This window comes from Bacillus sp. 01N45 (assembly GCF_056399205.1).
Map to the genome: position 1 here is coordinate 144,636 of NZ_JBFTQW010000011.1, position 24,247 is coordinate 168,882.

22 protein-coding genes and 1 pseudogene are annotated in these 24,247 nt (G+C 35.8%); 9 read left to right on the top strand and 14 right to left on the bottom strand.

Translation table 11 applies throughout. The annotated features are described in order from the left end of the window. Positions 1-12 precede the first annotated feature (12 nt). Positions 13-1,212: a cation:proton antiporter gene (locus AC1DMU_RS22860; protein WP_088064762.1), complete on the bottom strand. Its 1,200-nt coding sequence runs from the start codon at positions 1,210-1,212 to the stop codon at positions 13-15. Next, positions 1,213-1,710, bottom strand: coding sequence for a cation:proton antiporter regulatory subunit (locus AC1DMU_RS22865; RefSeq protein ID WP_001026071.1), 498 nt, complete (start codon positions 1,708-1,710; stop codon positions 1,213-1,215). 409 nt (positions 1,711-2,119) lie between these two features. On the opposite strand from AC1DMU_RS22865, the gene AC1DMU_RS22870 reads away from it, so the two are divergent. From AC1DMU_RS22870 to AC1DMU_RS22880, 3 genes are all read left to right on the top strand, one after another. Beyond that, positions 2,120-3,553 carry an alanine/glycine:cation symporter family protein gene (locus AC1DMU_RS22870; protein ID WP_088064763.1) on the top strand — a complete coding sequence of 478 codons (1,434 nt, stop codon included), beginning with the start codon at positions 2,120-2,122 and terminating at the stop codon, positions 3,551-3,553. 337 nt (positions 3,554-3,890) lie between these two features. Then, positions 3,891-4,331 (top strand): Dps family protein, encoded by a 441-nt coding sequence (locus AC1DMU_RS22875; protein WP_001041898.1) that lies wholly within the window; start codon positions 3,891-3,893, stop codon positions 4,329-4,331. Positions 4,332-5,009: 678 nt separating this feature from the next. After that, a complete protein-coding gene (locus tag AC1DMU_RS22880) occupies positions 5,010-5,207 on the top strand; it encodes a hypothetical protein (protein ID WP_000656314.1) in 198 nt (65 codons plus the stop codon). A gap of 16 nt (positions 5,208-5,223) precedes the next feature. Here the strand turns inward: AC1DMU_RS22880 and AC1DMU_RS22885 are convergent, their stop codons facing one another. Both AC1DMU_RS22885 and AC1DMU_RS22890 read right to left on the bottom strand, forming a co-directional pair. Further along, positions 5,224-5,505, bottom strand: a complete 282-nt coding sequence (locus tag AC1DMU_RS22885; RefSeq protein WP_088064764.1) for a hypothetical protein — start codon at positions 5,503-5,505, stop codon at positions 5,224-5,226. 118 nt (positions 5,506-5,623) lie between these two features. Further along, complete coding sequence (locus AC1DMU_RS22890; protein ID WP_476941579.1) at positions 5,624-6,202, bottom strand: LOG family protein; 579 nt, start codon at positions 6,200-6,202, stop codon at positions 5,624-5,626. A gap of 73 nt (positions 6,203-6,275) precedes the next feature. Between AC1DMU_RS22890 and AC1DMU_RS22895 the strand changes: the two genes are divergently transcribed. Continuing rightward, positions 6,276-6,599 (top strand): MazG nucleotide pyrophosphohydrolase domain-containing protein, encoded by a 324-nt coding sequence (locus AC1DMU_RS22895; protein ID WP_000355764.1) that lies wholly within the window; start codon positions 6,276-6,278, stop codon positions 6,597-6,599. A gap of 53 nt (positions 6,600-6,652) precedes the next feature. Then, entirely contained in the window at positions 6,653-7,159 is a 507-nt protein-coding gene (locus tag AC1DMU_RS22900) for a ferritin (protein ID WP_046955624.1), read from the top strand. Positions 7,160-7,184: 25 nt separating this feature from the next. Here the strand turns inward: AC1DMU_RS22900 and AC1DMU_RS22905 are convergent, their stop codons facing one another. The 5 genes from AC1DMU_RS22905 to AC1DMU_RS22925 all read right to left on the bottom strand — a co-directional run bounded on the left by AC1DMU_RS22905 (position 7,185) and on the right by AC1DMU_RS22925 (position 13,795). Beyond that, complete coding sequence (locus AC1DMU_RS22905) at positions 7,185-7,418, bottom strand: hypothetical protein (RefSeq protein ID WP_088064765.1); 234 nt, start codon at positions 7,416-7,418, stop codon at positions 7,185-7,187. A gap of 92 nt (positions 7,419-7,510) precedes the next feature. Beyond that, positions 7,511-8,692: a NupC/NupG family nucleoside CNT transporter gene (locus AC1DMU_RS22910; RefSeq protein ID WP_046960038.1), complete on the bottom strand. Its 1,182-nt coding sequence runs from the start codon at positions 8,690-8,692 to the stop codon at positions 7,511-7,513. A 351-nt stretch (positions 8,693-9,043) separates the two neighbouring features. Continuing rightward, entirely contained in the window at positions 9,044-10,225 is a 1,182-nt protein-coding gene (locus AC1DMU_RS22915; RefSeq protein WP_000673848.1) for a NupC/NupG family nucleoside CNT transporter, read from the bottom strand. Positions 10,226-10,589: 364 nt separating this feature from the next. After that, positions 10,590-12,032: an alanine/glycine:cation symporter family protein gene (locus AC1DMU_RS22920; protein WP_088064766.1), complete on the bottom strand. Its 1,443-nt coding sequence runs from the start codon at positions 12,030-12,032 to the stop codon at positions 10,590-10,592. Between the two features lie 332 nt (positions 12,033-12,364). Beyond that, complete coding sequence (locus AC1DMU_RS22925; protein WP_088064767.1) at positions 12,365-13,795, bottom strand: alanine/glycine:cation symporter family protein; 1,431 nt, start codon at positions 13,793-13,795, stop codon at positions 12,365-12,367. A 300-nt stretch (positions 13,796-14,095) separates the two neighbouring features. Here AC1DMU_RS22925 and AC1DMU_RS22930 point away from each other — a divergent pair, with 300 nt between their 5' ends. Continuing rightward, on the top strand, positions 14,096-14,734 hold the full coding sequence (locus AC1DMU_RS22930) for an NAD(P)-dependent oxidoreductase (protein ID WP_088064768.1): 639 nt from the start codon (positions 14,096-14,098) through the stop codon (positions 14,732-14,734). A gap of 55 nt (positions 14,735-14,789) precedes the next feature. Here AC1DMU_RS22930 and AC1DMU_RS22935 read toward each other — a convergent pair. The 5 genes and pseudogenes from AC1DMU_RS22935 to AC1DMU_RS22955 form a co-directional block, all read right to left on the bottom strand. Next, positions 14,790-16,760 (bottom strand): annotated as a pseudogene (locus AC1DMU_RS22935) (M60 family metallopeptidase); the annotation flags it as partial. Between the two features lie 521 nt (positions 16,761-17,281). Next, positions 17,282-17,749, bottom strand: coding sequence for a GNAT family N-acetyltransferase (locus AC1DMU_RS22940; protein WP_088064769.1), 468 nt, complete (start codon positions 17,747-17,749; stop codon positions 17,282-17,284). Positions 17,750-18,279: 530 nt separating this feature from the next. Then, positions 18,280-19,209 (bottom strand): thioester domain-containing protein, encoded by a 930-nt coding sequence (locus AC1DMU_RS22945; RefSeq protein WP_088064771.1) that lies wholly within the window; start codon positions 19,207-19,209, stop codon positions 18,280-18,282. Positions 19,210-19,333: 124 nt separating this feature from the next. Next, the gene (locus AC1DMU_RS22950) at positions 19,334-20,173 is read right to left on the bottom strand and encodes an aldo/keto reductase (protein ID WP_060488090.1); all 840 of its coding nucleotides are present in this window, start codon (positions 20,171-20,173) and stop codon (positions 19,334-19,336) included. Between the two features lie 24 nt (positions 20,174-20,197). Continuing rightward, a complete protein-coding gene (locus AC1DMU_RS22955) occupies positions 20,198-21,352 on the bottom strand; it encodes an MFS transporter (RefSeq protein WP_176546149.1) in 1,155 nt (384 codons plus the stop codon). Between the two features lie 394 nt (positions 21,353-21,746). On the opposite strand from AC1DMU_RS22955, the gene AC1DMU_RS22960 reads away from it, so the two are divergent. From AC1DMU_RS22960 to AC1DMU_RS22970, 3 genes are all read left to right on the top strand, one after another. Next, positions 21,747-22,094 carry a winged helix-turn-helix transcriptional regulator gene (locus AC1DMU_RS22960; protein WP_000760478.1) on the top strand — a complete coding sequence of 116 codons (348 nt, stop codon included), beginning with the start codon at positions 21,747-21,749 and terminating at the stop codon, positions 22,092-22,094. 430 nt (positions 22,095-22,524) lie between these two features. Beyond that, the gene (locus tag AC1DMU_RS22965) at positions 22,525-22,965 is read left to right on the top strand and encodes a DUF1641 domain-containing protein (protein WP_001115312.1); all 441 of its coding nucleotides are present in this window, start codon (positions 22,525-22,527) and stop codon (positions 22,963-22,965) included. Positions 22,966-23,009: 44 nt separating this feature from the next. Next, the gene (locus tag AC1DMU_RS22970) at positions 23,010-24,188 is read left to right on the top strand and encodes an NAD(P)/FAD-dependent oxidoreductase (RefSeq protein ID WP_000043194.1); all 1,179 of its coding nucleotides are present in this window, start codon (positions 23,010-23,012) and stop codon (positions 24,186-24,188) included. Positions 24,189-24,247 lie beyond the last annotated feature (59 nt).

Genomic DNA, 24,247 nt, shown 5'->3' on the forward strand with positions numbered 1-24,247 from the left:
TATTTTTTAAAATTAGCTAGTCTTCGTATCCCACTTAAAGATTTTATTTAAAAATTTATATACATTCTTTGACTCTTTCGTCAGAAGTGGACCTAAGATGGATAGTATAAGCACGTATAGTGCCGAGAATGGTTTCAAGACTGACATTAAACCACCGGCGATTCCGATATTGGCCATAATGATGGAGAATTCTCCTCTTGAAACGATTGTTAATCCAATATTTGTTGACGCTTTATGAGATAATCCAGCTTGTCGCCCTGCAATCATTCCTGCAATAAAGTTACCGATGATTGTAAGAAGGACAGCACCTAACGTTAACCATATCGCTCCGCCTAATGAAAACGGATCAATGCTTAATCCGAAACTAAAGAAGAAAATAGCTCCGAAAAAGTCTCTAAATGGAACAACGAGATGCTCAATTCTGTCACTATGCTCTGTCTCAGAGAAAACTAATCCTAAAAGAAGTGCTCCAATTGCTTCGGCAACGTGAATTGTTTCCGAGAAACCTGCAATAAAGAATAACGAAGCAAATACTACAATAATGAAAATTTCATCTGAACTAATATTGAGCAATTTATTTAATAACGGCGTCGCCTTTCTAGCTACAATAAAGAATAGAAGCATGTATCCTAGAGCAATTCCAATTGAAGTAAGAGCACCTAGGAAGGAAGCATGATCCCCTAGAACTAAACCAGAGACAACTGATAAATATACAGCAAGGAATATATCTTCAAACATAATAATTCCTAAAATTAATTCGGTCTCATTATTACCAGTTCTTCTTAAGTCCACTAACACCTTTGCAACGATAGCGCTAGAAGAAATCGTAATAATACCCGCAATAATTAAGATTTCTAGTAAAGGGAATCCCATTATAAATCCGTATAATAACCCAAGTGAAAAGTTAATTAAAATATAGATCGTTCCGCCAATCGCAATAGAACGTCCAGATTTTATTAGTTTTTTCATCGAAAACTCAAGTCCTAGATAAAACAGAAGGAACAGAACCCCAATCCGTCCAAGGAAGGAAATGACACTTGCACTTTCAATAAACTTGAAATCGATAACACCTATTGTCGGCGCGTGTGGCCCTACTAACATTCCAAGAACAATTAGAAACGGAATTACTGAGAATTTAAACTTTCCAGCAATTACTGCCGCAATTGCAACTAATACTAACGCTGTACCAACTTCAAAAATTAACGTATCCATCTAGTCAGTCCCCCTATTCGAAAGTAACTCATTAATAATCTTTTTAATTTCTTCTCTCTCGCCTGAAACTACAAGCATATCGCCTTCTTCAATTACCGTTTCTGGCCCTGGATTAAATAATTTTTTCATATTCTTTTTCATAACTGCAATGATCGTTACGCTATATGTTTTTCTTATTTCAAGATCACCGATTGTTTTTCCAAGCGCTGGAGCAGCATTCTCTACTTTAAACCACTCAATCGCTAAACCTTCAAAGACCATTTCAACATTTTCTAATGCTCTAGGCTTGTATACCATTCCACCTAATATTGCTGCAATTTGTCTTGCCTCTGAGTCACGTAATGAAATACTTGAGATGCTTTCTTCATGATCTGAATCAAAATGATACATTTCTCTACGTCCATCATCATGAATAACAATCACCATCTTTTCGTTACCTTTCGTAACGATTTGAAACTTATAACCAATACCCGGAAGTTCACTTTCTCTAATATTCATATTTAGCTCCTCCATAACTTCTTTATTTAAATTTTCTGTTTTTCTGTCTTTTGTTCATTAAATCAATTTTAGAAATTCTAACCATTCAGGATACCTGTGACTTGGAAATCTTTTATTGTAATAATAAGTGGCTCCTAAAAAGATACTTAAAGATGTAATGATAAAAAATATATTACTTCTCATTTTCAAACTTTTAAGGCTTACTTTCAATAAAGTTTCTTCTTTCAAATTATCCCCTCTTTCTCGCTTTACATTTAGTTTTTTAAAATGTAAATAATTCTAAAAATATTACGATGTAACATAATCATAACACAAAATATGTTTATGTAACATAATTTTTTAGAAAAATTGATTCTCGTATATTTTTTGCATATAATTTTCTTATTACGGAAAAAAGGAAGTGTATTATATGGTTGATATCTTTAGCAGATTCCTTGAGGTAACGAATAATATTTTATGGTCATATATTCTTATTGCAATGCTAATCGGCTTCGGTCTTTATTTCTCTTTCAAATTAAAATTCGTCCAAATTACTCATTTCCGTGAGATGGTCAGTTTAATTAGTAAAGGGTTTAATCGAAAAGAAAAAAAGAAAGATAGCATCTCTCCATTCCAAGCATTTTGCTTAAGTGCAGCAGCGCGCATTGGTATCGGAAATTTAGCTGGTGTAGCATTAGCCATTTCAATGGGTGGACCTGGTGCAATATTTTGGATGTGGTTTATCGCAATTATCGGAGCAGCTACTAGTTTCGTAGAATGTACGCTCGCGCAAATTTATAAAGTAAAAGATGGCAGCAGGTTCCGTGGTGGACCAGCATATTACATGGAAAAAGGATTAAACAAACGCTGGATGGGTGTTTGGTTCTCACTTCTTATTACAGTTGCGTACGGATTAATCTTCAATTCAGTACAAGCAAATACGGTAACAATAGCGTTTGAAAATGCTTTTGGATTAGAGCGAACGATCGTAGGAGCTCTATTAGCTTTATTAGTTGCAGTTATTATTTTCGGTGGTATCAAGAGCATTTCACGTATTACAGAAATGATTGTTCCTCCAATGGCAATTATTTATATTGGTGTGGCAATTTTTGTCGTTATTAACAACTTCACTATGTTACCAAGCATTTTTATGGAAATATTTAATGGTGCATTCGGTTTAGACCAAGCTATCGCTGGTGGTATTGGAGCAGCAATCAAGTTCGGAATTCAGCGTGGTCTATTCGCGACAGAAGCAGGTATGGGTAGTTCTCCTAACGCAGCAGCAACATCAGATGTATCTCATCCTGTAAAACAAGGACTTGTTCAAGCATTAGGTGTTTTCGTGGACACATTCTTAGTATGTACATCAACAGCATTTATCGTATTATGTTCCGGACTGTACAAAGGAACAAATTTACAAGGTATTGAATTAACACAAAGTGCATTAAGTTCACAAATCGGACCGTGGGCAAGTACTTTCTTAGCGATCATTATTTTCCTATTCGCTTTCAGTTCTTTACTAGGAAACTACTATTATGGTGAAACAAACATCGCATTCATTAAAGAAAGCAAAACATGGTTACTGATTTATCGTGTTGCAGTTGTCGGAATGGTGTTCTTCGGATCTATCGCTGCCCTTCAAACAGTTTGGAGTTTAGCTGATTTCTTTATGGGACTAATGGTATTCACAAACTTAATTGCCATCTCATTCCTTAGCAAGTTTGCATACGCAGCTTTAGTAGACTATATAAAGCAAAAGAAACAAGGAAAAGATCCTGTCTTCGTTGCAAGTTCTATCCCTGGCTTACAGAATACAGAGTGTTGGGATGGACAGGATGTAGAAGAGAAACAGAAGGCTGTGTAATAATTAAAAGCGGAAGCGGCTCGTCCAGAATCGCAGGACATTGGAGCTCTCGACCTTGAAGCGCTTTTTGCTTCGAGCGAGAGAGCGAAATGACCGGAGATTCTAGCCGCTGGAGCTGGACATCATTAAAAGCGAAAGTGGCTCGTTTAGAACAAGAGCTATATATCAAAATAAAAATCCCTATTACTCCACAGTAATAGGGATTTTTATTTATAACAGTTCATAATTTGTTCAAATTAATTCCAGCAAAAGGGTTGATTTATACAAATTACTAGATTATAATTATTATAAATTAGTAATTGATATAACATAACAACTCAAAAGGAGATTGATCATAATGAACAAACAAGTAATCGAAGTATTAAACAAACAAGTAGCAGACTGGAGCGTTTTATTCACAAAATTACACAACTTCCATTGGTACGTAAAAGGACCTCAATTCTTCACATTACACGAGAAATTCGAAGAACTTTACACAGAGTCAGCTACTCACATCGACGAAATTGCAGAACGCATTTTAGCAATTGGCGGCAAACCAGTAGCAACAATGAAAGAATACTTAGAACTATCTTCTATTCAAGAAGCAGCATACGGCGAAACTGCAGAAGGAATGGTTGAATCAATTATGAAAGACTACGAAATGATGCTAGTCGAACTGAAAAAAGGCATGGAAATCGCTCAAAACTCTGATGACGAAATGACATCTGACCTACTATTAGGCATCTACACAGAACTAGAAAAACACGCTTGGATGCTACGCGCGTTCTTGAATCAATAATATATTTAAAAGCGGAAGCGGCTTGCTCAGAATCGCAGGGCATTGGAGCTCTCGACCTTGAAGCGCTTTTTACTTCGAGCGAGAGAGCGAAATGACCGGAGATTCTAGCCGCTGGAGCTGGATATTATGTAAAAGTGGAAGCGGCTCGTTCAGAACAGGAGGGTGTTGGAACTCCTGATTACGAGGCGCTTTTTGCCTCGAATGAAGGAGTGAAACAACCGACTGTTCTAGCCGCTGGAGCTGGATAATATTAAAAGCGGAGGTGACTTGCTCAGAACAAGAGGGCATTGGAGCTCCTGACGAAGAGGCGCTTTTTGCCTCACAGGAAGGCGCGAAATGACCGACTGTTCTAGTCACCGGAGCTGGATATCATTTAAAGCGGAAGCGGCTCGTTCAGAGTCGCTTTTTTCTATGGGGTTAATCGCGCATATCAGTACATGAAATTTATATCAGCGATTTTTGCATTATATCGGCGATTCCATCAAATATATCAGCGATTTTTCCAATATATCGACTTACCGACAAAACACGACAATATTAGCACCCCTCTCCTCTACTTTTATCAATATATTACAATCCCTTTTATGTTAAAATATAGGTAACATCCTTTAGTAAAATAGATCCAAAAAAGCTTTTCCATATTCATCATTTACTACTTAAATGGCGGGAGTGGTTCAGTTGAAAGACTACTTAATTAGAGCATTTTTTGCGTTAATAACAGTTGGGATTCTCTTACTTATAGCTAATATTTTCAATATACGTGTCGAGGTTAAAGACTATGCTTTCCTCGTTGTTGTAGCAATTGGTGGCGGCTGGGGTGGCTGGTACCTGTATAAAAAACAAAGTAATCAAAGTGATAAAGGCATTCCAAAGTAATACGGAATGCCTTCTTTTATTGCCGTCTATAATAAATAATAAAATTCAAACCGCTAATACAGCCAATTGCAATAAACATGCTAAAACTCTGTGCATCCCCAGCTAAATCATACTCATCAACGATAAACCCAGACATAAACAATGTTATCGCGGAAACACCGATACACAATATCGAAATAAACCAAAGCGAAAACTCATTAATTAGCTCTTTCTTCTGTGTTGAAACAATTAGCATAGCAAGAATAGACGCTGCTAAAATACTTTTAAAAACAGGACGTAAATACACAAACTCCTCCATCTATTTCTTCTTTTCCTAAAATATCACATCTTAACATTAACATATTTAACTAAATTAAAAACACATGCCTTTTCAAGATAAAATGACATGTGTTTCCAAAAACATCTATAAAATTGTATTATGATAGCTGCTTCCACTTCGTTCCTAAAACAGGACGCTCATAATTTTGGATTGCATGAATTAGTTTATCTGCCGTCTCAGCTGAAACGATCAACTCTTTATTTGATGGATTCATAAATCCTTCTTCTGCTGCACGTTCAACCATTTGCAAAATTGGTCCATAAAAGCCTTTTATGTTCAATAAACCAACCGGCTTATTATGTATACCAATTTGTGACCAACATACTACTTCAAATAGCTCTTCAAACGTTCCGTATCCGCCCGGTAATGCAATAAAAGCATCCGCAAGCTCTGCCATTTTCGCTTTGCGCTCGTGCATCGTTTCTACTTCAATTAATTCTGTTAGCCCTGTATGAACAATTTCTCCTCGGAATAGACCGCGCGGCATAACACCTGTTACACGTCCGCCTAAGCGAAGAACTTCGTTTGCCACTTCTCCCATTAATCCAAAGCAAGAACCACCGTATACAAGCTCATAATCGTTCTCAACAAACATTTTTCCTAACGCTATTGCCTGCTCTTTAAATTCAGGCCTCTCCCCTAAGTTGGAACCTGCAAACACACAAATCTTTCTCATTCCTACACCCCGAAACTATATATTGTTATGATACAATGAATATTATACAACATATTGAAGGGATGAGGAAGAAATGGATATCGTCGCATTTCAAAGATGGGTGGAGGAATTTTACGAAAAACGAAGCTGGTCACAGTATAATTCCTTTATTCGCTTAAATTTCTTAACAGAGGAAGTCGGAGAAGTTTCACGCGTTGTTCGCGCAATCGAAATTGGCCGTGATCGTCCTGACGAAAAAGTGAAAACAGAAGAAGAACTAAAACAAGAGTTAAAAGAAGAACTTGGTGATGTACTATCTAATCTTATTATTCTTTCACAAAAATATGATTTAGATTTACAAGACATTATGGAGGCACACGTCACAAAGCTTTCGAAAAGGTTCGAAGTATCCAAATGAGAATATTATCAATTATGGTATAATGTTCTTGTCACAATACTAAGGGGGATTTTATGTTATCTAAAAAATTGCACGACGCATTAAACGATCAAATGAACTTTGAATTTTACTCTGCCCATGCTTATATGGCGATGGCTGCTTACTGTACGGCGGAGAGCTATGATGGATTCGCTAATTTTTTCCTTGTACAAGCTGAAGAAGAACGTTTCCACGCAATGAAGCTTTACAACTACATTAATGACCGCGGTGAGCGCGCTATTATTACTGGATTTGATAATCCAAATAACAAATACGAATCTGTACTGAACGCTTTTGAAGTGGCACTTGAGCACGAGCGTGAAGTAACGAAGCGTATTTACAACTTATCTGATATCGCTTGGGATGAGCGTGAGCATGCAACAATTACATTCTTAAAATGGTTCGTCGATGAGCAAGTAGAAGAAGAATCTTCATTCGATAGCATCATCCAAAAATTAAAACGTATTACAAGCGATTCAAACGCATTATTTATGCTAGACGCTGAATTAGAGAAACGTACATTTACGCCTCCAGCTGAATAGTATTTCAATCACCTTAATGAATGTATTAAGGTGATTTTTTTATTTCTTCTCTAAGCTGAATAACCCTCGCCAAATCCTTCTTATAAAGCCCTGAAACCTTTTCAACAAAGTTACTATTAGTAAAAGTCCCATCTCCTTCTTCTACTATGCTTAAATATCCATGTATAAACTTCAAAAACGCTCTAGCATCTTCTCCAGTTAAATGATTAATGTTCTCTATAATCTCATCAAACTCCCTTAAACTATCCGATTCTTTCACCCTAATTCCCCCTCTCTATATTATTTATCATACCAAAATAAAAAAGTCGTTCATCCCTCTAGGCGAGAGATAAACGACTTCGTTTGTTTTTATTAAAGCATAACCCCAACGATAATAGCTGATAATATACTTACTAACGTTGCACCGTATACAAGTTTTAATCCGAATGAAGATACAACGTTTGCTTGTTTGCCATCGATACTCTTCGTTGCACCTGCGATAATTCCGATTGATGAGAAATTTGCAAATGATACAAGGAAGATAGATAAAATACCTACTGTACGAGCTGATAAATCGCCAGCTACTTTTCCAAGGTCAAGCATTGCAACGAATTCGTTCGTTACTAATTTCGTTGCCATAATTTGTCCTGCCGTTAGCATCTCTGATGTTGGAATACCCATTACGAATGCTAATGGTGAGAAAACGTATCCTAAAATGCTTTGGAATGTGATTCCGAAAATTGAATCGAACACACCGTTAATTGCTGTAATTAATGCTACGAAACCGATTAACATCGCCGCTACTGTTACAGCGATAGAGAAACCAAGCATAATATATTCGCCTAACATTTCAAAGAATGTTTGTTTTTTATCTTCTTGTAATTCTAAAATGTCGTCTTCTTCTTTTACGTCATATGGATTAATAATATGAACGATAATGAATCCACTAAATAAGTTTAATACAAGTGCTGTTACTACATATTTTGGATCAATCATTTTCATGTAAGAACCGACGATTGACATCGATACTGTTGACATGGAAGATGCACAAAGTGTGTATAAACGATTTTTCGGTAATTTGCTTAGTTGATCTTTTACTGTAATGAATACTTCACCTTGACCAACAATTGCAGCTGCTACTGCATTATATGATTCTAGTTTTCCTAAGCCGTTAATTTTACTTAATAGGAAACCGACTGCACGGATGATAATCGGTAAAACTTTAATATGTTGTAAGATCCCGATTAATACTGCTAAGAAAATAATTGGTAATAATACTGTTAAGAAAAATGGTGCTTGTCCATCATTTGCTAAACCACCAAATACGAAATTAACCCCTGCTTCCGCAAATTTTAAAATAGCGCCAAATCCATCTGCAATCCCTTTTACTAATACAAATCCGACCTTTGTATTTAGTAAGAAATACGCAAGTACCAATTGAATGACAAGCATAAGTGCAATTGGTTTATATTTAATTTTCTTACGATCTGAACTGATAAGGAACCCTAGTACAAATACTACAAGTAAACCGACTAGAAACATTACGATCTTCATATGTGAATCCTCCACTTCTCCCACGAGTTATTGGTCGTATAACGTATAACGAATGACGTCTGACCATTGATGTTAAAAAATTTAAAACCCCTAAATATTATTCAACTGTTTTCTAAAATCAGTAAGCGTTTACATAAATTGCAATTTATAAAAGGTAGCTTCTTCTCTCCTACCATACTTGAAAGTCTGAAATTGATACCACCTACAAATCAAATTGTAAGCGTTATCTAATCGAAATGCAATATAAATTTTAAAAGATTTTTATATGTTAATATATTCCTAACTAATTGGTTTTTTCATGCAAATTTACCATAAAAAATAGCCCTAGCTATAAGCTAGGGCCATCTTTGTTTATAACATAACACCAACGATAATCGCTGATAGAATACTTACTAATGTCGCACCGTACACAAGGCGTAGACCGAATGATGATACAACATTTGATTGGTTTTCATCGATACCTTTCGTTGCACCTGCGATAATTCCGATTGATGAGAAGTTCGCAAATGATACAAGGAATACAGAAAGAATACCAACTGTACGAGCTGATAAATCACCAGCTACTTTTCCAAGATCCAGCATCGCAACAAATTCGTTTGATACTAATTTTGTTGCCATAATTTGTCCCGCTGTTACCATCTCTGCTTGCGGGATACCCATTACAAATGCTAATGGTGAGAAAATGTATCCTAAAATAGCTTGGAATGTAATACCGAACATTGAATCAAACAAGCTATTAATTGCTGTAATTAATGCTACGAAACCAAGTAACATTGCCGCTACTGTGATTGCAATCGTGAAACCAAGCATAATATATTCACTTAGCATTTCAAAGAATGACTGTTTTTTCTTATTTTCTAATTTCAGTGTATCTTCTTCTTCTGTAATATCGTACGGGTTAATAATATGAATAATAATGAAACCACTAAATAAATTTAATACAAGTGCTGTTACTACATATTTCGGTTCGATCATTTTCATATAAGAACCTACGATTGACATTGATACTGTCGACATGGAAGATGCACATAATGTATATAAACGATGTTTTGGGATTTTACTTAATTGATCTTTTACTGTAATAAATACTTCCGCTTGCCCAACAATGGCAGCTGCTACTGCGTTATATGATTCTAGTTTTCCTAGACCATTTACTTTACTTAGCGCAGTACCAATAGCACGAATAAATATCGGTAAAATTTTAAAGTGTTGCAGAATTCCGATTAAAACGGCAAAGAATACGATTGGTAATAACGCTGTTAAGAAGAATGAAACCTCTCCTTTATTAACAAGACCGCCAAATACGAAAACGATTCCAGCTTCCGCATATCCAAGAAGCGCGCCAAATCCATCTGAAATTCCTTTTACTAAAATATAACCAACTTGCGTGTTTAATAAGAAATAACTTAACGCTAGCTGAATAACAAGCATAATTGCGATTGGTTTATACTTAATCTTCTTTCGATCGGCACTTATAAGAAAACCGAGTACAAATACAACGAGCAATCCTACAAGAAACATAACAAACTTCATTAATAAAATCCTCCATTTAACTCTTCATTAACGTTGAACGTCTGACCACTTGAAATAAGAAATAATCCGAACTTTCCATTTCTCCTCTAAAACCTTCAATCGGATAGGAAAGATCATAAAACCTCTTGTTTCAAAGGCATTTTCCATTCTAACATAAATCACAACTCATATCCGCACTTTTCTTAAAAAATTACATTTTATTATAAAACGTTCATGAATGTTCGTCTTTTACATTATATAGCGAAACTTTAATCAGTATCATCCCCACTGATTATTAGCCCGTATCAATCGAGAGTTTTACTGTTCACAAATAGCAGGATAAAACAAAAAAATGAGCATCAAGTTTCACTTGATGCTCACCTCATTATACTGCTTTTTCTTTATCAGCTACTGCTGGCTTATCCCAGCACTCTGTATTGTTCAAACCTGGAATAGACTCCACATAGAATACTGGATCTTTTCCTTGTTTCTTTTGCTTAACGTAATCTGATAATGCCGCGAAAGCGTACTTAGAAAGGAATACGATCGCAACTAAGTTAATAACAGCCATAATCCCCATAAATAAATCTGCTAAATCCCAAACGATTTGAATTGTTGCTACAGATCCTAAAACAACCATACCAAGCACAGCAATGCGGTATACATTTAATAACACTTTACTTCCATTTAAGAATTCAATATTCGTTTCACCATAGTAGTAGTTACCCACTAATGAACTAAATGCAAACAAGAAGATTGCAACTGCTACAAATATAGAAGCCCACGGTCCGATATGTTGACTTAATGCTTGTTGCGTTAATTGAATTCCGTTTAAATCAGCCGCTCCAGGCACATCTGATAATAAAATGATAAATGCTGTACAACTACAAATTAATAATGTATCTGTAAATACCCCTAAAGTTTGAATGAAACCTTGTTTAACTGGGTGCGTTACGTTTGCAGTCGCAGCTGCGTTCGGCGCACTACCCATACCTGCTTCATTTGAGAATAATCCACGTTTTACCCCTAGTAAAACCGCAGCTCCTAATCCCCCACCTACTACTTCTTTAATTCCGAAAGCATGTAAGAAAATTTCTTTAAATACATACGGAATTGCCGTAATGTTTGTTACAACAACGAATAATGCTACTGCTACATATATAATTGCCATTACTGGAACAATCATTTCAACCGCACGTGCAATACGTTTTACTCCGCCGAAGATAATGATTGCAAGTAAACCAGCCATAAACAGACCTACAAACTTACCATCTGTGTTAAATGCTCCATCAAAAGCCGCCGCTACTGTGTTTGACTGCACGGCGTTGAAAATTAATCCGAAACTAACTGTTATTAGAACAGAGAAGACAACTCCTAGCCAGCGTTTCTTTAAACCCTTTTCCATATAATACGCTGGACCACCACGGAATGCATTCCCATCTTTTACTTTATAAATTTGCGCTAATGTGCTCTCTACAAATGCAGAAGCACCCCCAATTACCGCAATTAACCACATCCAAAATACCGCTCCTGGTCCACCTGCTGAGATTGCGATAGCTACACCAGCTAAGTTACCAGTACCTACACGAGAGGCTGTACTCATACAAAAAGCTTGGAACGATGATACACCGCTCTTCTCTTTTTGAGCTTTCCTCGTTTTCGAACTTGCCCCATCCCCAAGCAATCGAATCATTTCACCGAAGTAACGAACTTGGACAAATTTCACACGAAATGAAAAGTAAAGCCCTAACCCAATTAACATCGCAATAATGACATATGACCAAAGGACATTATTTACATCCCCAATTACCTTAGCTAAAAAATCCATAATTGCATTGCCCCCTCTTCCTAACAATAAGAAAATTATATTCTAAAAACTTTTAGTAATCAAGAACTTTATGTTAGGTTTTATAACATGTACACGTTAAATTTCTTAACATATATGTTTTTTTACGTAAAAATATAACCAGTATGTGCATTTATCCAATACTCAATCACTCATCCCATTCGACCGGTCATACTTTTAAGACAGTGCGTTCTCTACAAATAACGGGAATAATGAACAAACAAAATTATATTAATAATTCCCTCTCACCCTTTTCATCATTTACTACAACAAAAAAGGTGAGCATCGAATTTATCTCGATGCTCACCTTTTCATTACACTGCTTTTTCTTTATCTGTTACCACTGGCTTATCCCAACACTCCGTATTCGTTAAACCAGGAATAGAATCTGCACTGAAGACTGGATCTTTTCCTTGTTTCTTTTGCCTTACATAGTCTGCCAAAGCAGCATATGCAAATCGGCCAAGAAGTGTAATCGCGATTAAGTTTGTGATTACCATTAGTCCCATAAATAAATCCGCCATATTCCATACAACTTGAAGTGTGGCAACAGAACCGAATAATACCATTCCCACTACCGCAATACGGTAAATCGTTAACCAAGTTTTACTTTGTTTAATGAATTCAATGTTCGTTTCACCATAATAGTAGTTTCCTAGAAGTGAACTGAAAGCGAATAGGAAAATAATAATCGCTAAGAAGCTACTTGCCCATGGGCCAATTTGTGAACTTAATGCATTTTGCGTTAATTCAATACCTTCTAAATTTGTTGCCTTATATGCACCAGAACATAGTACGATAAATGCTGTTGATGTACATACTAAGAATGTATCCACTAACACTCCAATTGTTTGAATAAAACCTTGTTTCGCCGGATGCGTTACATCAGCTGTTGCTGCCGCGTTCGGCGCACTACCCATACCTGCCTCGTTCGCAAATAATCCGCGCTGAATACCATACTTCATTGCAGCACCGATACCGCCACCTACAGCTGAATCTAAACCAAATGCTCCTTTAAAAATTTCTGTAAACATATCCGGTATTAAATAATAATTTTTAATAACAACGAAAATTGCTACTGCAATATAAATAAGTGCCATTGGCGGAACGATCATTTCAGACATACGCGCGATACTTTTCACGCCACCAAAAATAATAACCGCAACTAATACTGCTAATACAATCCCAACAACGTAACGCTCAATACCAAAAGCGTTTTTAAATGCTAATGTAACTGTATTTGCTTGTACTGAGTTAAAAATTAAACCATAACTAATTGTAATAAGGATAGAGAACCAAATTCCCATCCAACGTTTATTTAAACCTTTTTCCATATAATAAGCAGGACCACCACGGAAGCCACTGCCATCTTTTATTTTATAAATTTGTGCAAGCGTACTTTCCACGAAACTTGAAGACGCTCCGACAATCGCAATAACCCACATCCAAAATACCGCTCCAGGTCCTCCCATAGAAATAGCTAACGCTACACCGGCTAAGTTCCCGATTCCAATACGAGCTGCTGAACTCATACAGAACGCTTGGAAAGAAGATACACTACCTTTTTTACGCGTCTTTCCAGTTAATCCATCACTCATTAATCGAACCATTTCCCCTAAATGAGTAATTTGTACGAATTTCAATTTAATAGAAAAATAAAGACCTAAACCAATTAACATTGCAATAAGAATATATGACCAAAGAATTGTATTCGTTGATGAAACAAATTGCTCTAAAATATTCATACAATTAACCCCTCCTTTTCTCCATAAAACGAATTATATTTAAAAAACATTTAAAAATCAACATTTTTCGACAATTTGCAATTTCCAAATATTAGCCAGACACGAAGTAACAATATCTTTATGACTCTCCTCCCTTTAACTGTACATACTAAAACAAAAAGTAAATATACAAACTACCCCATTGACAAAAACACCAACCTGTAACTATAATGATTACATCAGGTTGTAACAAACCTTATTACAACAAATTCATTTACTTTCAGATATACACTTTAACAAAACAATTTGGAGGGATTTATTATGAAGATCGGAATCATCGGAGCAACTGGTAAAGCAGGAAGTCGTATTTTAAAAGAAGCATTAGATCGCGGACATGAAGTAACTGCAATCGTAAGAAACGCTGCAAAAATTACAGAAGAAAATATAAAAGTTTTAGAGAAAGATGTATTCGCTCTTACATCTAATGACCTACAAGCATTTGATATAGTTGTAAATGCATTCGGCGCTCCAGCAGGAGAAGAACATCTTCACGTAGATGCAGGAAACGTACTAATTGAAGCTATGAAAGGTGCACCTAACACAAAATTACTTGTAGTTGGCGGCGCTGGAAGCTTGTTTGTAGACGAAGAGAAAACAACGCGTGTATTTGATACGCCAGGTTTCCCAAATGAATACCTTGCAACAGCTCAAAACCAAGGTAAAAACTTAGAAATCTTGCAACAAACAAACGATATAACTTGGACATTCATCAGCCCTTCTGCACTATTTGCATTAGGAAAACGCACAGGCTCTTATACAGCTGGCAAAGACAACCTTCTTGTTAACGCAAAAGGTGATAGCTACGTAAGTTACGAAGACTTCGCAGTTGCAGCACTTGATGAAATCGAAAATCCAAAACACGTAAACGAACGCTTCACAGTAGTTTCTGAAGCTGAGTAATAAAAAAAGCTCGTAAAACATAATGTTTTACGAGCTTTTTTTATTATTGCACTTGTTCTAAGCCATTTGGAGTAATCTTGAAGGAAATTTCTTTAAACTTTTTCTTATCTCCTTTTCCAACTAACTCACTATTTTTGTACCAAATTAAACGACCTGACTCGGCATGATACACTTTCACTACATCTCCATATTCAAAATCCACTCCATTTAGTTCAGCAAATCTTTTTCCAGTTTCTTGCCCTTCTGCTGATACACGTTTCTTTTCAATTCCATTTCGATCATATACTGTCAAACCCATATATGCTTCTTTTTCAAAACGGTAATGTATTTTATTACTAGTAAAGTTTACATTTAATTCTTTTTCATTGTGACGAAGCGTCACTGTTGACATTACATCATTTGAAATTCCTTGAAAAATGATACTGTCACCATAAATACCATTAACTTGAACAGGAATTTAATTTTTATTTCCCTTCTCATCCTCAATTTCTACTAACACTTCCTGTTTTCCAGCGTCTAATTTAGACCATATAATCTTACCTGTTACTTTTACATTCTCACCTAAATTTTGAACAAGTTTACCCGCTTTTTCTTCATCAAAATTCGTACCAACTACAAGGTTTTGTACCTCATTAGCAGGTTCACCATACGGAACTTTATACGGTTCAACTTGCTTCTCGCGAATATCATTACTATCTGTAGCTTTCCATATTTCTTTTTCTAATTTAGGTAAATTTAATTTTTCTATTTTTTCTCTAGTCTCATCACTTGGAGTTAATCCCCATTCTTTAAAGAATGGAACTAAATTTTGTCCTGCCACTTTTGATGTCATATAAACAAACATTTGCTTTTTCTCTTCATCAGAAGTAGGCATTTCCTCTTCAGATAACAAGCGATACGCTTGATGCAATGTAGGATAAAAATCTTCCCCATAAACGATATTTAATTGCCAAAACATCGTAAGCGGATCAATTTCATCAATTACTCTTTCGGCAATAGGTCTTTCTAAATACTCAAATGATTTTTCATAATGTTCTTCCATGTCTAGTTTATTCCCTAATGCTTTTTGTACTGCTAAAGAATAAATGTTGACTGTTACTTCCCCAACAGCATCCCAGTCCCACGGCCTTTGTTGATGTAAATGTCCAACTTCATGCCATGGTCCCCAACCATCCTTTTCAAGTACTTCTAAATCCAATACTCTATTCATTACTTTTGGGATATATGCTGTACGATAATCTGTTGCAAACATATAATCATCTTCATCCGGATTCCGTTTTTCAACAAACTGAACGTAATGATTTGGAGATTTTGCGACTCCAATACCGTCCTCAGATAATCCTGCTACTGCATTTTCCAAACGAATAATCTTATCATGTAATTTCATTAACTTTATTGGATCTGTATCGTTCATATGATCTTGAACAGCATTATAACTCGCAGTAATTAAACTTCTCTCACCTTTTAATTCAACTGCATAAGGATCCTTATATTTCTTCAACATTTCATCAAAATCTTTTTTCGTATGCTTACCTAAAATAAACAAAGGAAAATGGCTACCACCATTCGTAACAGAAGCCGTTACCTCACCTTCGTCGTTCATATTGTAAAAATATAAAATACCACCATTTGGTGATGAAATAACATTTTTACCAGGTTTTAAATCAAACTTTTCAGGGTCCTTTTCATCATATGATCTCGTTCCCATAAAAGCTTGAATAGACTGCGTTCCTTTTATTTCAATTGTAATCTTTTCGTTTGGCGCTGCATAAATTCCAGTCGGTTCGTTAACCGAAAGGTGAACACTTACTTTTAAGCGTTTCGTTTCCTTTTCTATATCACCTTTTCCAGGTACATGAAACGTCCTTTGCTCAAACTTATTCTCTTTAACCTCTTCTAATTTTCCACCTTTATTTTCTTCCAAAGGTGCTGCATATCCTTTCGATGCTTCGAAAGCTACTGGCGATAATAATGTAGATATACATATCCCAGCCACTAATACCCTACTACTCTTTTTCTTCGACATAATCTGTGTCCCCTGTTCTTTTTGTAATGCAAACCATCATAGATATATTCATTTACTGCAAAATCAATTTATCTTTATACAACCATTTTAAATACACAACAAAACTTCGCGCCCCAATATCGCTTACCTTTATTCCCTATATGTATTCGCTTTCTTATATAGAAAAAAATTTTAAGTCTAAAATTCCTCCTCATCTTTCTCTATGTTTTATGATGAGTTCTCCTTTTTTTACATCACGGGATAATGATAAGAAATACATTTAATATGTATTGTTGTCTATACATGAAAAATGTGTATAAAAATATTGTTTTTTACAATTAATTCATAGGCATCCATCTATGGACAGTTTTTCCAAAGTGAATTGTACACGATATTTTTCTCCTTAGATAGACATTTCAATTAGATTAATATTAAAATTTTATGAATTAATCCAAAAATCGTAATGTTCAAATTTTAAATTCCAATGCTATTTTAAAATAAAAAACCGCCTGAAAGATACTAATCTTCCGGACAGGTTTTTATTAATCCAGCATACGTTTCATTATAAATCCTTTTCCATGTAACCATTCATCTTCAATTTCACCAGTTAAATGGAAGCCTATTGATTCATATAACTTTTGTGCAAGTTTATTTTCTGGATGTATGCTTAAATACATAACTTTGCAATTATATTCTGTGTTAAAATGGTCCATCAACAAACGTAATAATGGTTTTGCATACCCTTTTCCTTGGCATGCACTGTCGATGACAAATTGATTTAAATATACAGCCTTTTCTTCTTCCTCAAACCAGCCATACATTGCATATCCAATAGGTGTATCACCATCATATAGCCCTACTGAAATTGCATCTTCTTTATATTTTGTTTCAGTATCAACTAAACAATTTTCAACTGTACTTTCAATAAATTTATGCTGTTCCTCTGTTACTTTTAACTTAGCAATTTCATGCCGATTTTCTGTCGTTATTTCACAAATACGAAGTTTCATTTTTTATCTCTCTCTCTAATTTCTTGTTTTCATTATACCGTACTGATCAAAATATTCATGTTGGTGATGCAAGAAATCCGAAGCATGCAAACAAGAACATATATTTTTCTCCATAATTTTCTTTCACTTAAATTTAGTCCTTCAAACAATATCCCCACTCGATTTTCTAATATAATAATTTGATATATATACACATTGAGTCCGAACGGTAAAAGAAAACTAAGTCCTCCCCACCACCAAGACTTTTCATACTTATACAAAAGGGTCGCTATGTAGATTTGTGAAGTGAAAAGAAATAGAGCAATCGCTATAAGTACTAGCGGTAACATTAAAATATCTTTATCGATTATAATCCACTCCTTTTTCTATCTACGAATAACCACCAAACGATACATTGTAAAAGCGTCAACCATATAATGAAAAGTATCGAAGATCCATTCAGTGCATATGCAAACTGCTTTACTAAAGATAATGGCTCTGTAAATAAATGAACTGCAAAAAAGCATTGGCTGTGTGCCAATGCTTTTTCATTATCTCTTTTGATTCGGTTTATGTGGTTCATTTGGAGTATGTGGTTTATTATTATCATGACCATTTGTTGTTTTCCAACTTACCGATAACTCCGGACTTGTTTTTTCTTCACTACGCTCAAGTAATACAACTGCATTTTGAATAGTCGGTGTTCCTTTATGTGCAATCCCTTGTAACTTTGTTAAATTTCCTAATACTTTAAAGCTAAACCCACCAGCTGGTGTTTGTTTCGGAATTAAGATGCGGAACTTTTCTCCTACATTAAATTCCGTTTTTGCTTCGCCCTTTTCATTTACAAATTTCGCGCCTTCTGGTGCACCTGTTGCTTGCACTTTATATGTTCCGCTTTTCGCATTTGTTTCTACTGTATATAAACCTGTTTCAAAGAAATCATTTTTCAACACTGCTTGTTGTTCTTCTGACGGTATTACGCTCATCGTAATTTCTTGTAATTCTTCACTAGCACTTGCTTTTGCAACGATATCTTTCGTTACCTTTTCTACATTTTTATTACGGAAATCTAAATCATTAATATCAATTTGTTTTAACGCATTCCATACTGCAAGCTGCGTTGCATAATGTGCCTCTCTCCAATCAGAAACACCTAATTCTTGTGGACTCTTTTGCGGATACCCATTTAACAGTACACGGTATACATTAATATCCACTTTGCCCATTTCCGGTAAATCTTGACCGCTTGGAGATTTCAAATCTACATTTAAGCAAAAGGCAATTTTTCCATCTGCTGTTTTAATAAGCTCTGTTCGAATTGGTTTCTTCTTTGACCTACTATAACTCCAATCCATTTCATACTTTGTATGATCCATAACTTCCGCGAATGCTTTTTGAAGTGGAAATAATAAGTTCGCAAATACAAATAAAACACTCAAAAAAGCGGCCATTAGCTTGAACGATCTTTTTATATTCATGTTTACAACCCCTTATGAAATAACAAATTTTCTTCTGCTTATTATTTAGTTAGAAACTTTTTTTATGCATAAGCAAAACAAAAAAGAGTGCAAACTGTTTGCACCCCTTCTCTCCACTATAAGTTTAGAAATCAAAGTTATCAGGATCTGGACCAACGCGATGATTTTCATTTAACGCATCAATTTTCTCCATATCTTCTTTCGTTAATTCAAAATTAAATATATGAGCATTTGCAATAATGCGGTGTTCTTTCGTTGATTTCGGAATTGTTACAACTTCATTTTGAAGATCCCAACGTAAAATGATTTGAGCTGTCGTTTTATCATACTTATCAGCAATTTCTTGTAATGTTTCGTTATCTAATAATTGACCTTGCATAAGTGGTGACCATGCTTCCATTTGAATACCTTGCTCTTTACAGAACGCTTGTAATTCTTTTTGTGTTAAACGAGGGTGATATTCCACTTGGTTAATCATTGGTTTCATTTCTGCACCTGCTAATACGTCTTTCAGATGATGAATTTGGAAGTTACTTACGCCAATTGCACGCACACGTTCTTCTTTATACAGTGTTTCTAACGCTCTCCACGTATCTTTGTATTTCCCTTCTACAGGCCAATGGACAAGATATAAGTCTAAATAATCTAGCTCTAATTTTTTTAAGCTCTCTTCATATGCAGCAAGTGTCGTTTCATATCCTTGATCCGAATTCCACACTTTTGAAGTAATAAATAAATCTTCTCGAGTAATCCCGGCTTCTTTTATACCAGCGCGAATTCCTTCTCCAACTGCTTTTTCATTTCCATAAATCGCAGCTGTATCAATACTGCGGTATCCTGCTTTAATCGCCGATTTTACTGCTTCTACAAGTTCTGGTCCATCTTCTACTTTAAATACACCTAAACCGAACCAAGGCATTTCTACACCGTTATGCAATGTTGTTGTACTTTGTAAATTTTTCATTATATTTTCTCTCCCTTATTTCACTTAATCCCTTTTTTCTAATGTCATACTCCACGCTGTTAAAATAACAGCCCCTGCTACCATGATGCCGCCTACCCAGGCCGTATGAATTAACCCTAACGAGTTCGTTACAATACCGCCCAAGTAAGCACCAAGAGCAATTCCTGCGTTAAATGCTGCAATGTTAATCGCTGATGCCACATCAACAGCACTTGGAACAAATCTCTCAGCCAAGATAACGACATACACTTGTAGCCCTGGAACATTCATAAACGCAAATAGTCCCATAAAAATAATTGTGATGAGTCCAGCGACTTTAAATGGCGCTGTAAATGTTAAAACAAATAATACAATTGCTTGAATAAAGAACATGTAAAATAATGCTCGAATCGGATTATGATTTGATAATTTCCCGCCAACCATATTCCCAATCGCAATTGCAATTCCGTACACTAACAAAATAATTGTAACGGTACTTGATTTAAATCCTGTTACTTCTTGTAATAGCGGAGATAAATACGTAAACGTTACGAATGTTCCCCCGTATCCTAATGCAGTAATAATAAATACAAGTAATAGCCTTCCATTCGTAATCAGTTTGAATTGATCGCGAAATGATACAGACGTACCTTTTTTTAAGTTAGAAGGAATTAGCATACTATTGGCGATTAAGGCAACGATTCCAATTGCCACAATTACCATAAACGATGTTCTCCAGCCAAATTGTTGACCGATAAATGTTCCAATCGGTACGCCTGTAATGGTCGCAACAGTTAAACCAGTAAACATAAATGCAATTGCACTCGCACGTTTATTCTCTGGTACAAGCGCAGCCGCAATTGTGGATCCTATCGACATAAAAACGCCGTGTGCAAACGCAGATACAACCCTTGCGATAAGCAACACAGTAAAACTTGTTGCCACTGCCGCAATTCCATTACCAATAATGAAAATAATCATAATCCACATTAATAACGCCTTTCGCGACATACTAGCTGTTAATGACGTTAATACTGGGGCACCAAACGCTACTCCTAATGCATATAAAGAAACGGTTAAACCCGCTGTTGTAACAGAAACATGTAAATCCTCTGAAATAGATGGTAATAAACCGACACTAATAAATTCGGTTGTACCAATTCCAAACGCACTAATTGCTAGTGCTAATAAAGCAAACATGCTTCTCCGATTCGTCTGTACTACCGAAGAAGATACTGTATATGAATTCAATTGAACTCCTCCTTAATACGAGAAATCCAATCATAATAGTATGAAAAAAGGCCTTTTTTCTTCTACAAAAATAATGTTACTGCTGATATATGCTATTATGAATGGCTTCACTCTTTTTTTGAAGAACGCACTTTAAAGTACGATAGGTACCAAAAAGTAACATAGGCACTTTTTAGTACCGTACTACTCATTTCCCTCTTACGTATGCTATTATGGAACATATTCAACATGATAAAAAGTACGTACTTTAAAGTGCTATAGGTACTTTTTAGTAACATTTAAATTATTTGGCTTCTTTTGTTGGAGAATTGAAATCTATATTCATCAAAGGAGATTTTTTTATATGAAGAAATATAATATTCCCGTTGAAGCGACTTTAGAGGTTATCGGCGGAAAATGGAAAGTCGTTATTCTTTGCCACTTAACGAAAGGTACAAAGAGAACGAGTGAATTAAAACGTCTCATGCCTGGTATTACACAAAAGATGTTAACACAGCAATTACGCGAATTAGAAGAAGACGGAGTTATTCAAAGAAAGGTATACAATCAAGTACCACCGAAAGTAGAATATTCTCTTACAGACTACGGTTGGTCTTTAGAATCCATTCTTGATTCCCTTTGTACTTGGGGCGAATGCCACCTTGAAAAAAGCGGTAACACATCGATGCTAATTACAGAAGGTGAACAATAAAAAAAGGAAAAAATGAACATAAATTTGTCCATTTTTTCCTTTTTTTATTTATATATACGTACCTTTCTAACCTTAACAAAATAATTTATGCGCTTTCACGCCTTGTCAGTACTACATTATACGCTTAATATCAAATAATTAGGAATCATTTTTATGTTAACATAGGTGTATATAGTATATAATATAGGATATATATTATATACACTTTCCGATAAAGGAACTTTCCATTATGCGGACAAGCCATGTATCGGACAGTTCATAAATAATAGGTAGGACATTATGGTTTTGGATTTATGATTTCAGCTTACTTGCTGGCATAAATTTAAAGGCATTTTATTGTGCTTTGTGAAACTTTGTATAAAGTTTCGCAAACGTTTACTATCTTACCTATCAAAAATAAGAGTATTGCTATCGTAAAGGAGAATTGGAGATGCCAGAAACTATGACTCAAACAAAGCCAGAACAAGAAACTGTACAAATTTCTGCTAGCCAAGGACAACTTGATGTACTTGATCAGTTGTTAAAACCTGAGGTACAAGAATCATTAACTACACTAGTAGAACAGCTTCCAAAATTAACTGAGCTTGTTAATATTTTAACTAAGTCTTATGACTTCGCTCAAACTGTTGCTACTGATGAAGTATTAAAAAGCGACACTGTTAGTGCAATCACAGAGCTTGTAGAACCTGTAAAAGATACAGTGAAAGGCATGGCTGCGACTGCTATCGAAGCGAAAGATCGTGCTGACGAAAGCAACGAAGTTATCGGCCTGTTCGGTCTATTAAAATTACTAAAAGACCCACAAGCACAAAAAATGTTCCGCTTTGTGAACGCATATCTTCAAATTAGTGCAGAACGTAACAATAAATAAGTTAACTTATAACAACAATTAGTAAAGACGGGGGATATCATACTATGTCAAAACAAATTGTCATCTTAGGCGCTGGTTATGGCGGTCTTCTTGCCGCTTTAAACGTACGTAAATATTACAGCAAATCAGAAGCACAAGTTACAGTGATTAACCAATACCCAACACACCAAATCATCACTGAACTACACCGCCTTGCAGCTGGTAACGTTGCTGAGCAAGCAATTGCAATGCCACTTACAAAGCTTTTCAAAGGTAAAGACATCGATCTTAAAATCGCAACAGTTGAGTCATTCTCAGTTGATAGCAAAGAAATTAAACTAGCTGGTGGCACTACTTTATCTTACGACGCACTTGTAGTTGCTTTAGGAAGTAAAACTGCTTACTTCGGTATTCCAGGACTAGAAGAAAACAGCATGGTATTAAAATCTGCTGCTGATGCAAACAAAATCTACAAACACGTTGAAGACCGTATTCGTGAATACGCGAAAACGAAAAACGAAGCTGATGCTACAATCGTAATCGGTGGTGGCGGATTAACTGGCGTTGAGCTAGTTGGTGAGCTTGCTGACATTATGCCTAAACTTGCAAAAAGCCACGGCGTAAATCCAAAAGAAGTTAAACTTCTTCTTGTTGAAGCAGGTCCAAAAATCCTTCCAGTATTACCAGACCACTTAATCGAACGTGCAACTACTAGCCTAGAAGCACGCGGTGTTACATTCTTAACAGGTCTTCCTGTAACAAACGTTGCTGGCAATGAAATCGACTTAAAAGACGGTCAAAAACTTGTTGCTAACACATTCGTTTGGACAGGCGGCGTACAAGGTAACCCATTAATCGGTGAATCAGGTCTTGAAGTAAACCGTGGCCGTGCAACAGTTGATGCATACCTACAATCTACTTCTCACAAAGACGTATTCGTTGCTGGAGACAGCGCTGTTGTCTTCGCTCCAGACGGACGTCCATACCCACCAACTGCACAAATCGCTTGGCAAATGGGTGAGTTAATTGGATACAACTTATACGCAGCACTAGAAGGCAAAGCATTCGAAGAGTTCGCACCTGTAAACTCTGGAACACTTGCTAGTCTAGGACGTAAAGATGCTGTTGCTACAATTGGAGCAAGCAATACTCCACTTAAAGGCTTACCAGCATCATTAATGAAAGAAGCAAGTAACGTTCGTTACTTATCACACATTAAAGGTCTATTCAGCTTAGCTTACTAATCTGAATATAAGCCCGAATCATGCCCTGCATGGTTCGGGCTATTTTTGTCCGTAATTTT

Excerpts from the sequence above, each read along its gene's own strand:
- AC1DMU_RS22860 (WP_088064762.1), bottom strand. The coding sequence starts at position 1,212 with ATGGATACGTTAATTTTTGAAGTTGGTACAGCGTTAGTATTAGTTGCA.
- AC1DMU_RS22950 (WP_060488090.1), bottom strand. The coding sequence starts at position 20,173 with ATGAAAAATTTACAAAGTACAACAACATTGCATAACGGTGTAGAAATG.
- AC1DMU_RS22885 (WP_088064764.1), bottom strand. The coding sequence starts at position 5,505 with ATGGAGGAGTTTGTGTATTTACGTCCTGTTTTTAAAAGTATTTTAGCA.
- AC1DMU_RS22865 (WP_001026071.1), bottom strand. The coding sequence starts at position 1,710 with ATGAATATTAGAGAAAGTGAACTTCCGGGTATTGGTTATAAGTTTCAA.
- AC1DMU_RS22870 (WP_088064763.1), top strand. The coding sequence starts at position 2,120 with ATGGTTGATATCTTTAGCAGATTCCTTGAGGTAACGAATAATATTTTA.
- AC1DMU_RS22955 (WP_176546149.1), bottom strand. The coding sequence starts at position 21,352 with ATGTTTGCTTTATTAGCACTAGCAATTAGTGCGTTTGGAATTGGTACA.
- AC1DMU_RS22925 (WP_088064767.1), bottom strand. The coding sequence starts at position 13,795 with ATGAATATTTTAGAGCAATTTGTTTCATCAACGAATACAATTCTTTGG.
- AC1DMU_RS22970 (WP_000043194.1), top strand. The coding sequence starts at position 23,010 with ATGTCAAAACAAATTGTCATCTTAGGCGCTGGTTATGGCGGTCTTCTT.
- AC1DMU_RS22960 (WP_000760478.1), top strand. The coding sequence starts at position 21,747 with ATGAAGAAATATAATATTCCCGTTGAAGCGACTTTAGAGGTTATCGGC.
- AC1DMU_RS22915 (WP_000673848.1), bottom strand. The coding sequence starts at position 10,225 with ATGAAGTTTGTTATGTTTCTTGTAGGATTGCTCGTTGTATTTGTACTC.
- AC1DMU_RS22920 (WP_088064766.1), bottom strand. The coding sequence starts at position 12,032 with ATGGATTTTTTAGCTAAGGTAATTGGGGATGTAAATAATGTCCTTTGG.
- AC1DMU_RS22930 (WP_088064768.1), top strand. The coding sequence starts at position 14,096 with ATGAAGATCGGAATCATCGGAGCAACTGGTAAAGCAGGAAGTCGTATT.
- AC1DMU_RS22965 (WP_001115312.1), top strand. The coding sequence starts at position 22,525 with ATGCCAGAAACTATGACTCAAACAAAGCCAGAACAAGAAACTGTACAA.
- AC1DMU_RS22895 (WP_000355764.1), top strand. The coding sequence starts at position 6,276 with ATGGATATCGTCGCATTTCAAAGATGGGTGGAGGAATTTTACGAAAAA.
- AC1DMU_RS22910 (WP_046960038.1), bottom strand. The coding sequence starts at position 8,692 with ATGAAGATCGTAATGTTTCTAGTCGGTTTACTTGTAGTATTTGTACTA.
- AC1DMU_RS22940 (WP_088064769.1), bottom strand. The coding sequence starts at position 17,749 with ATGAAACTTCGTATTTGTGAAATAACGACAGAAAATCGGCATGAAATT.
- AC1DMU_RS22945 (WP_088064771.1), bottom strand. The coding sequence starts at position 19,209 with ATGAATATAAAAAGATCGTTCAAGCTAATGGCCGCTTTTTTGAGTGTT.
- AC1DMU_RS22890 (WP_476941579.1), bottom strand. The coding sequence starts at position 6,202 with ATGAGAAAGATTTGTGTGTTTGCAGGTTCCAACTTAGGGGAGAGGCCT.
- AC1DMU_RS22875 (WP_001041898.1), top strand. The coding sequence starts at position 3,891 with ATGAACAAACAAGTAATCGAAGTATTAAACAAACAAGTAGCAGACTGG.
- AC1DMU_RS22900 (WP_046955624.1), top strand. The coding sequence starts at position 6,653 with ATGTTATCTAAAAAATTGCACGACGCATTAAACGATCAAATGAACTTT.